The 12349-nt window shown below is 63.0% G+C and carries 11 protein-coding genes; 5 read left to right on the top strand and 6 right to left on the bottom strand.

Annotated elements, in window-relative coordinates; all coding sequences use genetic code 11:
• Nucleotides 1-5: 5 nt before the first annotated feature.
• Nucleotides 6-794: a methyltransferase domain-containing protein gene (locus M1R55_RS00145; RefSeq protein WP_249392745.1), complete on the bottom strand. Its 789-nt coding sequence runs from the start codon at nt 792-794 to the stop codon at nt 6-8.
• Nucleotides 795-1135: 341 nt separating this feature from the next.
• On the opposite strand from M1R55_RS00145, the gene M1R55_RS00140 reads away from it, so the two are divergent.
• A complete protein-coding gene (locus M1R55_RS00140; protein WP_249392744.1) occupies nt 1136-2980 on the top strand; it encodes a WD40 repeat domain-containing protein in 1845 nt (614 codons plus the stop codon).
• 120 nt (nt 2981-3100) lie between these two features.
• Here the strand turns inward: M1R55_RS00140 and M1R55_RS00135 are convergent, their stop codons facing one another.
• From M1R55_RS00135 to M1R55_RS00125, 3 genes are all read right to left on the bottom strand, one after another.
• Entirely contained in the window at nt 3101-4243 is a 1143-nt protein-coding gene (locus M1R55_RS00135; RefSeq protein ID WP_249392743.1) for a M48 family metallopeptidase, read from the bottom strand.
• On the bottom strand, nt 4243-5421 hold the full coding sequence (locus tag M1R55_RS00130; protein ID WP_249392742.1) for a YjgN family protein: 1179 nt from the start codon (nt 5419-5421) through the stop codon (nt 4243-4245). Before M1R55_RS00130 ends, M1R55_RS00135 begins: the two co-directional genes overlap by 1 nt.
• Nucleotides 5422-5609: 188 nt before the next feature.
• Complete coding sequence (locus tag M1R55_RS00125) at nt 5610-5876, bottom strand: cold-shock protein (protein ID WP_249392741.1); 267 nt, start codon at nt 5874-5876, stop codon at nt 5610-5612.
• Between the two features lie 391 nt (nt 5877-6267).
• On the opposite strand from M1R55_RS00125, the gene M1R55_RS00120 reads away from it, so the two are divergent.
• The 3 genes from M1R55_RS00120 to M1R55_RS00110 all read left to right on the top strand — a co-directional run bounded on the left by M1R55_RS00120 (nt 6268) and on the right by M1R55_RS00110 (nt 8511).
• Nucleotides 6268-6708, top strand: a complete 441-nt coding sequence (locus M1R55_RS00120; RefSeq protein WP_249392740.1) for an NUDIX hydrolase — start codon at nt 6268-6270, stop codon at nt 6706-6708.
• 118 nt (nt 6709-6826) lie between these two features.
• Complete coding sequence (locus M1R55_RS00115; RefSeq protein WP_249392739.1) at nt 6827-7360, top strand: gamma carbonic anhydrase family protein; 534 nt, start codon at nt 6827-6829, stop codon at nt 7358-7360.
• Nucleotides 7357-8511, top strand: a complete 1155-nt coding sequence (locus tag M1R55_RS00110) for a hypothetical protein (RefSeq protein ID WP_249392738.1) — start codon at nt 7357-7359, stop codon at nt 8509-8511. The genes M1R55_RS00115 and M1R55_RS00110 overlap by 4 nt, the downstream gene beginning before the upstream one ends.
• A gap of 148 nt (nt 8512-8659) precedes the next feature.
• Here M1R55_RS00110 and ispH read toward each other — a convergent pair whose 3' ends face one another.
• Together ispH and M1R55_RS00100 are read right to left on the bottom strand one after the other, a co-directional pair.
• Nucleotides 8660-9601, bottom strand: a complete 942-nt coding sequence (gene ispH / locus M1R55_RS00105) for a 4-hydroxy-3-methylbut-2-enyl diphosphate reductase (RefSeq protein WP_249394241.1) — start codon at nt 9599-9601, stop codon at nt 8660-8662.
• A gap of 102 nt (nt 9602-9703) precedes the next feature.
• Nucleotides 9704-11257, bottom strand: coding sequence for a phospholipase D-like domain-containing protein (locus M1R55_RS00100; protein WP_249392737.1), 1554 nt, complete (start codon nt 11255-11257; stop codon nt 9704-9706).
• 134 nt (nt 11258-11391) lie between these two features.
• On the opposite strand from M1R55_RS00100, the gene M1R55_RS00095 reads away from it, so the two are divergent.
• On the top strand, nt 11392-12342 hold the full coding sequence (locus M1R55_RS00095) for a glycerophosphodiester phosphodiesterase (RefSeq protein ID WP_371827124.1): 951 nt from the start codon (nt 11392-11394) through the stop codon (nt 12340-12342).
• Nucleotides 12343-12349 lie beyond the last annotated feature (7 nt).

Raw genomic sequence — 12349 nt, 5'->3', positions numbered from 1 at the left:
ACCACTTAGGGCTTCACTGCCACCGCACGGAGTCTCCGGTAATCTGCCAACCACTCCGTCCCAGTCCACATTTTCGGGCGGGCGTGGGCTTCGGCTTCGGCCAGCACAGCTTCCCGGTCAGCCAGACCGAGCGGAGCAAGCCACGCACCGCCAAAGCCTTCCAGCCATGCGCGGAAGCCGTCTTCTCCTTTGAGCGGAGTGGGGCGGGCAAACCAGTGGGTGCGCTCTACCCGCAGGCCCGCCGATTCCAGCAGCGTTGCCAGTTGCCCGGTCGTGGGGAAGACCCAGGGGTGAGGCAATTCGGGCAGGCCAAGCGTGGTGGTGGCGTGATTTACGGCGTCGATCACGGTTTGCATGTTGCCCGCGCCGCCCATTTCCAGCACCAAGCGCCCACCGGGGTTCAGCGCAGCGGCCACCCGCGCAAATACGGTGTCCAGAGGCTTCATCCAGTGCAGCGCAGCGTTGCTGAACACGGCGTCAAATTCGGATTGGTAGGCCAGAGCGTGCGCGTCCACCACTTCAAAAGTCAGGCCAGCCCCCATGTAAGCGTCCTGCGCTCCGGCGATCATGTCTGGGCTGGCGTCCATGCCCAGTACCGCCGCCCCCGATTCGGCGATGCGGGCCGTCAGTTCGCCCGTGCCGCAGCCCAGATCCAGGATGCGCTCGCCTGCCTGCGGCTCCAGCCAACTTCCAGCCAGGTCGGCGCTGGACTGGAACACGAAGGCGTGGCGAGAGCGGTAATGTTCGGCGTTCCAGTCGGCAGAGGTGGCAGTGGGCGGGGGTTCGTGAGTCATGGGAGCTCCTGTCTGGCACAGTAGGTAGGCAACACAATTGGTGGAATAAAAAAATCCCCCTCCACACTTGGAGAGGGGGCGAACATCCGCAGGGGCAACGTTACCCGGCGGTGGCCCCACGGCAAAGAAGTTGGTTGGAAGCGGTCATGGGGACAGCCTAGCATGGGGCCACTCGGAGTCGGTCAGGCAGACCCAAAGGCGCGGGCGAGTCTGTGTTGGGTGTACCCCTGCACTCGTGTGGTTGCCCGCGCCGCCAACATGGTTCACTGTGGATACCGTGAGCCAGACCTCCGCGCCTCGCTGCGGCCTGACGCCATTCCCGCATTCTCTCCGGAGGTTCTATGAAGCGTTGTTCGTCCCTGCTGGCCCTGTCTCTTGCTCTGGCGTTTCCCTGTGCGTTGGCCGGTAGCCTGACCGTCACGCAGTCTTATACCCTCAGTGACGCGGTGGCCCAGGACGCCATGTGGTTCCGGGACGGCAAGAGGGTTGCCATTGCCGTGGAAAATACGGTGGTCATCGCCGACCCCACGGGCAAGGCCCTGACCACCCTGCGCGGCCCCACCGAACCCGTGACCCGCCTGAGTGTCAGCCCGGACGGAACGCTGGTGGCGGCGCGCTCGGACGGAGCTTTGTACGTGTGGCGCGTGGCAGGCGGGACTGTGGTGCGGCGCTGGCCTCCGGCGACTGCGGCGGGCATAGATCCGGCTCAACGTGTGGTGCGGGGGGCGTTCCGGGCCGACAATTCGCTGCTGGTGCTGCAAAACGATCAGGACGCGCCCCTGCTGGTGCTGAATCCGGCAACCGGGGCCACCACCCGACTGGCGGAATTTGGCCCCGAAGACCTGATCACCTCTGCCGACGGAAAAACGGCGCTGGTCGTGGACTACGGTGATGCCTTCATGGTCGACACCGCCACCTTCAAAAAGAAAGGCCCTGTCGCCACCTACAACAAAATTGGCAACGCGGCCCTGAGTCCAGACGGCACGGTGGGGGCCATTTCGGGCGACAGCGGCAAAGTGCAGATTCTGAGCGCCTCCGCTCCCGCCCGCACCCTCCCCACCAGCCTCAAGCTGCCCGGAATAGCCTTTCTGAACAGCGCCAACCTGCTGTTGATGGAAAACGGAACGCTGGAACAGTTGGCGGTCAGTACGGGCAAAAGCGTGGGCGTCCGGCCAAAATCCAAGGAGGGCGAGGATGCGCTGGTTGTGTCGGTCGACGGGGTTGCCATTGGCCTGGTCGACAGTTATCAGCCCAGCGTGTTTGGAATCGCCAACCCTGCGGGCAGCAAGGTTCTCCGGTTTCCCGCAGGCAAGGTGCAGAGCGTCGGGCTGGCCGGAACTCAGCCTCTGGCCTTGCAATACGACAAAGGCGTCCTCCTCAATACCGCCGATCCCAGGGTGATGCTTCCGCTCAATTCCGGCACGGCCTATATCCCGGTTATGGCGTCGGCGGCAGGCGTCACGGCGGCCCTGCTGGACACCGAGGACGGCTACGAGGTGGGTCTGATGCAGGCAAGGGAACTCGTGGCTGGCCCAGACCTGACGGACTTCGAGGAAGAGATTCAACTTTTTCAGATCAGCTCTAACGGCAAGTTTTTGCTGACCCACGACGGCTACACGCTGGCCGTCACCGATCTGGCCCGCAACACCACGTCTGTGCACAGCGCCGAAGACCTTGATTTTGGAGACGACCTGTTCGATCTGGTGGCGGTCAGTGCCGATGGCAGCGAAATTGCGCTGGTCACGGCTGACGGCTTTGCCCTGCGGCTGAAGAGCAAAACCGACGAAATTACCACCGAGGCCCAGTTGCCCGAAGATGTAGAAGCCCAACTGCTCGACATCGCTCCCGACGGCACGATTGCCCTCGGTGTGCGCCGCGACGATGGGGCCGAGGTCTGGCTGTTCAAGAAGAATGCCACCACGCCGTTCAAGCAGCTTCAGTACACGGGCTGGGTCGATGATCTGCGCTTCAGCCCCGATGGAAAGGCGCTGGCCCTGAATGTCAGCGGCGCGTACTCCGGCCTGATCGTGCTTGACCCCAGCAGCGGCGCAGAACTGGCCCGCAGCGAGTCCCTGTCTATGTACGACGGCGGCCTGACGTGGAACGCCAGTGGGACGCAACTGCTGGTGGGACGCGGCATCAGCAGCAAAGTCAGCAGCGTCACGCTTCTCAACTTCAAACGCTAAGCAGGACGGACGAAAGAGAGAGGAACTGGGACGGCCATTGCTCCCAATTCCTCTCTCTTTCGTGGATGACGCAGTTCGGGTGGTAGGGAGACAGACGATCAACACCCAAACCCACCCGCCCTACTTCGCCGCCCGCTCTATTTCCCGCAGATGTTCGATCCGGTTTGCCGTGCCCGGATGACTTTGCAGCAGGTTTTCCAGGCGGTTGCCCTCCTTGACGCTGGTTTCGTCTGCCTTGGCATCATCGGCCTCCAGGCGGGCCAGGATGTCGCGCAGCGGTTTGGTGGTGCCGTATTGTTTCAGCATAAATGCCCCGGCAACCTCGTCGGCCTGCGTTTCGGCAGCCCGCGAGTAGCCGCGTTGCAGCAGGGCGGCGGGTGCGGCGGCGGCAAAGGTTCCGGCACTGACCAGATCGCCCGTGACCACGGTGGTCAGCAGCGTCAGCCCCAGCGCCTGATACACCCCCGCCAGCCCGTGTCTGTTGGTGACATGGCCGGATTCATGCGCCAGGACGCCGATCAGCTCGCGGTCACTGCGGGCCAGCGCCACCAACTGATCGGTCATGACGATGGTGCCCCCCGGCAGCGCGAACGCATTGGCCCCCAGTGAAAAGCCGCCAAAGCCGTCCTCATCGTCGGCTTTCGGCTCTCCGTCGCGCAGCAGCAGGCGGTAGGGGTACGCGCCGCCCGCCCAGCCCACCACCTGCCGGAATCCGCGCTGCAACTCGGCCTGCCGCGCCGCACTGAGTTTGGAAGGCCCCAGATACGGCGGCTGATCCAGCACCTCCACCGTTTCGCGGTCAAAGGTAGCCAACACGTGGCCGGGTGTGGCCGCCGCAGCGGTGCGGGCTAGGGCGGGCAGGCCAAAGGCGATAAAGCCCCAAACGAACGCCGCCATGACCGCCAGAGTGCCCAGCGCCAGCCCCCAACTGCCCTCCAGTTTCCGCACGCTACTCAGCCCCCGGTTGCGGCGGGTGCGGCGTTCTATGGCCCGAATCGCCGCATGGTCTGTGGTTTCAAAGCGGGTGCGGTCGGGGAATTTCAGCACCCGGCGCACGCCCGGCAGCGGCGGATCAATCTTCACCTGTGCCAACGGCCAGCGGGCTTCTGTGCCGCCAGCAATGCCGTCGCTGTCGGCCTGCACAGTCACCTGATCGCCCTGCACGGTCAGGCGGGCGGCCCGGTCACGGCTGCTGCGGCCATCAAAATAAATGCCCTCCAGTTGCACGCGCTCAGCTACACGCTCAGGGTCGTTGCCCGTCATCAGAAGCCCAACTGAATGTCGAGGAGTTCGGTGGCGGCCTCACCAAAGGCATTCTCCCCCGGCGTGATGTCGGCAGTAAAGTCGTCGAGGCTGGCAATAGCCAGGACTTGGATGCCGCCCAACAGGTAGCGGGTGCGGCGCACAGCGGCCCAGGGCGTCGCCAGCCCCAGCGTCACCACCTGCACGGCGGCGTTGCTGAGGCCGATCCAGGCCAGCATCCACGGGCTGAATGTTGCGCGGGTTCGCACCACGCCGCCGAGTTCGGTACTGTTCAGCACCAGCTTCAGCGTTGCGCCCCGGATGTACTGCCACGCCAGCGAATAGGCCGCCAAGAGAGCCAGATACAGCACAGCAACTCCGGCAATAACCCCATAAAATCCTTCATCCGCACTGCCCGAAAAAGAATCGTCGGACGTGAGCAGGGCAATCCCCGCGATCACGGGCACGGCCAGCACCACCGCTGCCCCGATGACCAGTCCCAGCGCCGTCAGGCCGATGATGTAGAAGTTGCCGACATCGCCCCGGAAGGTTGCGCGGGCGCGGCCGAAAGCGGCGTTTTCGACCTGATAGCGCCGCTGCATGAACCAGGCCCAGGGCAGGGCCAGACTGCTTGACAGGCCCGCCGCGATATTGGCGACCCCGTAGGCCAAGTACGCTCCGCCTGCCCTGCCGTGAAAGCGGAAATGGAGTCCCCGGTGCGCCGTGCTGACCGCCAGAAAGCGCATAGATTTCATGACCAGCCACGGATACAGCGCCACAAAACTGACGCCGATGATGCCCACCACCCATTCCCAGCCCTGAAATTGGATATTGGTCGCCAGCGTATACAGGCCAAAAAACGTCGCCACGATCAGGTAGCTGCGCAGCAAAGCGACTGGATTGGCAGTGTATTCGAAGTTGTGGCCATCTATCCACGTGTGCCCATAAAAATACTGCCGGGTTCTCACCCTGGCCCAGGGCGTATAAAGCCCCAGCGTGATGATGCTGAGCGCCGTATTGACGATCCACAGCCGGAAAAACTCGCTTGCCGTCCCCGTAAAGCCGAGCGGATAGGTGCTGATGGTGGGCGCGGGGAGTGGGGCCAGATTCGCATGTTCCCGCCCCAGCTTGGTCAGGTTCACGCGGGGCCCATCAGCCTGACGCTCCGGCTCGGTGGGGGGGAAAGAGGGGTCAGACATTCGGTCAGTGTAAAGTCTGGGGCCAAGAGAGCTTGTCTGATTTGTTTGTCTGGAATAGACCGGGTTGGGATGGATTGGGGCGAAGAACAATCAAAAAGCGGGGCTGCCTTGTGTTCAGCACGTACCGCGCATCTACACAGTTTTTCTGAATGGATTTTCTGGAGCCTGAATTGTTCAGGCCCACGAGCCTAGGAGCGTTGGCCCTCGCCCCGGCTGTCGCTTCCCCCGTCCATCGGTGCCGGCGCGGCCAGGGTCACAACCACGTTTTTGGCTTGCGGGCCTTTGTTGCCCTGTGCGGCTTCGACCTCAAACTCGACGGCGTCGCCCTCGTTCAGCTTGCGAAACCCGCCACTCTGAATGGCGCTGTAATGGACGAACACGTCGGGATTGCCGAGATGCTCGATAAATCCGTAGCCTTTCTCGACGTTAAACCATTTGACTCGGCCCTCTGCCATAACTCTCCTTGCATCTCTATGAATCCGCCGCCGGGTCACTGGCCCACTGGGTCAGCGCCGCCAAATGGGGCTAGGTTTGAGATAACGGGCAGTATCGCATAGACACGGTACCCACTGTGACGAGAATACGGGAAACATTAAAGTAAGCGCTCCTGCTGGTATGAACAGACCAAATCCAGTTGACCCGACTGATCTCGGTAAGCAGGGGTATTTCATTCTGCACTCTTCACTTCATTACTATGTACTGTCTGACCAAACGATCAACAAACTTTGTGTACGGCAGTGGCAACCACCAACTGCGCTTTTTACTTCTCTGATGCTGATGTCCTCAATTCTGATCAGGTGCAGCGATCCTGCGAACTCGGCGGCAGCCTATGCGTATACTCCACCCATGACGGCGGCGCACGACGAGACTCTGACCTCCCCTTCCATCGTTCCCGGCGCGGGCGGCGTAGTCTTCAGTTCCTTGGGACGCGTGCTGCTGGTGCGCTACCGGGGCAGCGGCGCGTGGGCTTTTCCCAAAGGGCACGTGGAACCAGGTGAAACGCTGGAACAAACTGCCGTGCGCGAAGTACAGGAAGAAACGGGCGTCCGCGCCAGCGTGGTTGCGCCGTTGCAGGTCACCGAGTACACCAACGACCGGGGCGAGGCCCGCCAGATTCATTGGTTCAGAATGAGGGTGGAGGCCGACGCTGCCGTTTTAGACGGCACTCTGTTAGAACATACCTTTGCTGAGGGCGGATTCATGCAGCCTGAACAGGCGCTTGCCCAGCTGTCGTATCCAGAAGATCAGCAACTCTTGCTTGCGGCGCTCGCCCAGTCGGGCGGGTAAGCCGAATTTCGTCTACTTCCCGAAATCCTTGGTATTCCCTACTCGCTCCACTCGGATTGAATCGCCAACCCAACGGGATTCAATCGGAACCTATTCCAGCCGCAGTTCCGGAGGCCGAATGCCGCTTTACGCACTTGCCGAATCCTCACCTGACGTCCATTCCAGCGCCTTTATCGCTCCCAGTGCCGACCTGATCGGGCGCGTGACTGTGGCAGAAGGAGCCAGCGTGTGGTTCGGTGCAGTGCTGCGCGGCGACCTGGAAGCCATCACTGTCGGCGCGGGCAGCAATATTCAAGACGGAGCCGTGCTGCACAGCGATCCCGGCTTTCCCTGCACGCTCGAAGCTGGCGTCACGGTAGGCCACCGGGCCATCGTGCATGGGGCGTGGTGCGGCGCGGGTAGCTTGGTGGGCATGGGAGCCACGATGCTGAATGGCAGCCGACTCGGAACAGGCGCAGTGTTGGGAGCCGGGGCACTGCTGCCAGAGGGCCGCGAGGTGCCCGCCGGAATGCTGGCCGTGGGCATTCCGGCGCGGGTCGTGGGGCCAGTGGCCGCGCCCGCCAATGCCGACAGGTACAGGCAAAACGCGGGGCGCTACAGGGCCGAGTTAAGGCCTGTCACGCCAGCGGCTCAGGCAGAGGCCGGAGCATGACCGGACGCGACGACGCCCGCAAACGTCCCGGCTCAGGGGGCCGCAGCGGGGAAAACAAGAAAGAGAACCGGCAGGGAAGAGGTCAAGTCCCGGAACTGCCCGCAGAGAACCCAGAAGTAGAAAACGCTGAAGCTCAGCCTGCGCTACCCGCAGACGCCGCCATCGTTCCGAGCGCGCCTGCCAAATTACCCCGCAAATCTGTGGTTCTGCCCGATCCAGAAATGCCGCTTGCCGCCGATACAACTGGCCCAAGCGTTGACCCGGCGTCACAAATTCCAGTATCAGCGGCTCCAGTGTCCACCGCTCCAGGGTCAGCCGCTCCAGCCTCACAGGCTCCCCGCCAGCCCGAAGTTCAGAATTACGATGGTCAAGACGATTTGGCCGACTTGACGCCCGAACTCGTCCCGATGTTTCCCGGTGCAGGCCCATTTCTGGCGCGGTTTTTGCCCTATTCGCCCCCCACCCACGCGGGCCTGAATCAAAACTTCTGCGACCTGCATGCCTTCCTGAAGTACCTGCACGAGGCGGCGTGGTACGGCTACTTGCACGCCAGTCTGGGCGACCAAGCCGCGTATGTGCTGCTGTTCGAGGGCCGCACGGTCACGGCAGCGGCGGCCAGTGCCACAGGTGAGCAGGCGCTCGGAGAACTGCTGAACCTGTACGAGCAGGGCGCGGCCCTGAGTGCCCACCCGCTGCCGCCTGTGCTGGCGCATGTCCTCAGCGGCATCGGCAACCGCGCCTGGAAATTTAATCTGACCGAAGATTTTACTGGCCTGCACGCCCGCCCCACCGGAGCCATCTTCTATGCACGCGGCGAAATCGTAGCCACGTTGCCCGCCACCCTGCCCTACGAGGGCGCATTTCCGGCCCCGCTGCGCCCCCAAACCCTGATCCTGCCGCGCAGTTTGGCAGGGTGGGCGCACCACCAGTACACGCTGACCCTGCGCGGCAAAGACTCTATGAACGCCATTACTGGCATGTATCAGCAGTTCCGCACGCAGTATGGCCTGACCGGAATCGCCTTTTTGCGGGCACTGGGTGAAAGCCTGACCCCCGCCGAATACGCCATGAGAAGTGACGTGGCTCTGCACGATCTGGAGCCGCTGGTGCAGGAATTCATCAAAACGGGGTGTGTGCGCGAAGGAGGCTAACGGTTGTCGGGCGGTATGAGGGAAGCGTCTAAGGCTCTAGGGTCGAAGGATCTGAGAAGAGATCCCAAATCAACCTAAAGCAGTTGCTCTCGCGCCTTTCGCGACTCCCAGAGCTGCGAAACAGAACCACCCAGCAACCGTTCCCGCCTCAGCGCATCGTGCGGGGCAACTCCTGCGAGGCCAGAATCTTCTTCGGCTCACGGAATTCGATGTTTTCCCACTCGCCTTCCTCGATCACTTCCAGGGCCGGGTTGAGGTTTCTAAAATAGGCTACAAGGCTTTGCACCAGATCGTCGGGCGTGCTGGCGGCACTGGTAATCCCCACCGAACTGACCCCAGTCAGATCCAGATTCACCACGTCGGTATCGGTTTCCAGGCGGTAGGCGCGGCCACAGGTATCGGCGGCCAGTTCCAGCAGGCGCATCCCGTTGCTGGAATGCGTACTGGTCAGCACCAAAAAGGCGTCTACGTTGGGCGCGATGTTTTTCACGGCGTCCTGACGGTTCTTGGTGGCGTAGCACAGGTCTTCGCTGGGCGGAATTACCAAAGCAGGGAAACGGGCCTTCAAAATATCCACGGTGCGGCGGGTATCGTCCACGCTGAGGGTGGTCTGGGTCAGTACCACGAGGCGTTCGGAGTCGGGGACTTCTACGGTGTGCGGGTCGTGCAGGCCCTCGCCCGTTTTGCCCAGCACGCCCACCAGAACGGTGTTGTTGGGGGCTTCACCGCTTGTGCCGATCACTTCTTGATGTCTGGCACTGTCCCCGATCAGCAAAATCGTGTAGCCCTCGCGTGCATACTTTTTGGCCTCGGTATGCACTTTGGTCACCAGTGGGCAGGTGGCGTCGATGGTCGCCAATCCCAGTTGCCGCGCCCGTTCGCGCACCAGCGGACTGATGCCGTGGGCGCTGAAGACCACCGTTTCGCTTCCGGCGGGCAGGGCGTCTATGTTGTCCAGACTTTCCACGAAATGCACGCCCCCCTGCCGCTCCAGCCGCTCCACGACCGTGTGGTTATGCACGATGGAATGGTAGACGGTCACAGGTTTGGCTTCCTCGCGGGCGGCCCGCTCCACTGCGCCAATTGCCATGACGACGCCCGCGCAAAAGCCGCGTGGCTTGGCTAGATACACCCGTTGAACCGTCACTGAGCTTGACCTCTCACGGTTGTAGTTTAGGTCTAAGCAGTGCACCTAAGGGTGGGATAAACGGGAAACGGGCAGATCAGCGGGGGTCGCCGCGCTGCCCGACGCCACATTCCGCATCCACCATTCACGCGGCACGGGGCGGCTGCCGTTGGCCCACACGTCTTCAAAGCTGGCTTTCTGCTGCTGCACTGCTGCCAGGTCAGAGGTCGCCAGCGCCGCTTCTGCCAGGCCCAGGCTGCCCCACGCGCTGAAATGGAAGTTCATGCTGCCCGCCAGAACCATCCGGCCATCCACCGCCAGGGCTTTGGTGTGCATGGCAAAGGTGGTGTAGCGGGCCTCGAACAGCTCTTCTTTGCCCAGTTGCCGGGCCATCAGGCGCACCAACGCTGCCCCGCTGCGGTTGGCGGCGGTGTCTATGCCGTAATCCACCATCAGCACCCGTACCCGCACACCGCGCCCAATCGCGTCTACCACGGCCCGAAGGTACACGGGCAGCGTGTCGTAAGTGCACTCGTCGGGATTCAGGTAGGCGTACCAGCACGTCAGCAGCGGGCTGAAGGTCGCCTGCATCAGGTCGATCTGGGTCGTGGCGGCCCCCAGCAGACTCAGGTGGGCGCGGTCAGCCTGATCAACTCCGGGGCGGCGATGCAGCATGAACGCCCGCGCCGTGCCTGTGGTCACTGCCTCAGTTGCGGCAGCGGGATGAGTGATGCGGTCGGGGTCGCCCAACGTGCACGCCGCGCCTACCTGCTCAGGGCGCACGTCCCCCGGGCAGCGCACCTGCCGCGAGTGCCGCCACAGGTCGTCAAAGGCCGCCACGCCGTCCTGCGCCACTGGCCCGGTCATTCGCAGGCCCAGGTCGTGCAGATCGTGCAGGCCGCCGTTGCGCTCGTTCAGAGGGAGGTGTGTATCAGTGAAGTTAAAGCCTGCCACCGTCAAATCTCGGCCATCGATAACGTGCAATTTGACGTGACTGTGCGGGAAATAGCGGTAGTTCAGCACGCTCAGGCTCCAGCCCACTCCCGCGTCTTGTAGCGGCACGCCCAGCGTTCTGAGGTCACGAACAAGGGCCAGCGGTAAGGTCGCCCAGTCTGCCCTCTGTAAATCGGGAAAATTGCCCAGCATCAGGCGCACGCTCATGCCCTGTGGATAGGCGGCGGGGTTGGCCTGCACCCGCGCATACAGGTCGCGCACCGCCAGCGCCACCGTCCAGCCGGGGCGGCCTTCGCCCGCGTGCCATTCCATGCTCGCCAGCAACACCTCGCTTTTTGCCTCCCGAATCTGCGCCGCGATCTGATCAAAGGCGTCTACCGGCGCACTGGAACTGCGCGGCAATCGCTGGTACTCCACAAAAGCATTGCCGCAAGATAAATCGGGGCGGCCCCCCGCAGTGGTGACGCGCCACACGGCCAATTCCAGTGGGTCGGTGGGGGGCAGGCAGGCCACATGGGCCATATTGGACGTCACAGCGGGCAGAGGCGCACCCAAAAACAGGGGCAATTCGGTGGCGCGGGCCTGACCGAGCAGGGCGAGGGCCATCAGCGTCAGCCGCCCAGATCGTTTGCACCGAAACAACAAGCTGGGGATAGAGGCACGCATGAATGCCTCACCCTATCGCCTGGGGGGTGAGACAAAAGCCGCAAATCTGACGCTGGGTTCATCAGATTGCGGGTCGTCTGGACAGCTGCGTCAGTGCAGTATCAGGGGGGCGGTGGCAGCCTATGCTGGAGCGGATGCAACGACTTTCAAGTGGGCCAGCCAGCCGCAAGCGGGCAATTCGGGCGCGGCGGGGCTGGAGAGGGCTGATTCTTCTGGTCGGCGTGCTGCTGGCGTTGTTTGTGGCTTCGGCGTTACGCTCCAGCCTGACCCGCACCGCCAATCCTTACCGGGTGGCTCCGGCTTGGAATATTGCCCACCAGGGCGGCGAGTTGCTGTGGCCCAGCAATACGCTGCTGGCCTTCCGGGAAGCGGCGGCGCTGGGCGTGCAGATGCTCGACACCGATATGCACGCCACCGCCGACGGCGTGCTGGTCTTGTCTCACGACGATACCGTAGACCGCCTCACGAGCGGCAAGGGCCGCATTCGTGACCTGACACTCGCGCAGGTGCGGGCACTGGACGCAGGCGCACGCTTTAGCCGCGATGGGGGCAAGACTTTCCCCTACCGGGGGAGGGGGCTGACCATTCCCACGCTGGAAGAAGGGCTGGCAGCCCACCCGAATTTGCCGTGGATCATCGAAATTAAGCAGGACACGCCCAGCCTCGCCGCTCCCTTTTGCGCGGTTCTGCGGCAACGTCAGATGACAGAGCGCGTAATCGTCGCCAGTTTCAGTGACCGTGCCCTGCAAGATTTCCGCGCCGCCTGCCCTGAAGTGACCACCTCTATGACCGAGCGGGAACTTCGCCCACTGGTGATTCTGAGCAAAGTGGGCTGGGGCCGCGCCGGGCTGGCGGGCCTTGCCCCAGCAGTGGGCCGGGCGGCGCAAGTTCCGGTGCGGGCAGGCGGTATAGAAGTGGTCACGGCCAGTTTTGTGGCCCAGATGCACGCACGCGGCATTGCGGTGCAGGTCTGGACAATCAACGACGAGGCCGAGATGCGCCGTCTGCTGAGGCTGGGCGTAGACGGCATCAACACCGACAGGCCCGATCTGCTCAAGCGCGTGCTGGCCGAGGAGAAACCATGAAGTGTTT

The sequence above is a fragment of the Deinococcus sp. QL22 genome (assembly GCF_023370075.1).
Lineage (GTDB): Bacteria > Deinococcota > Deinococci > Deinococcales > Deinococcaceae > Deinococcus.
This window is presented reverse-complemented; position numbering and strand designations above follow the sequence as displayed.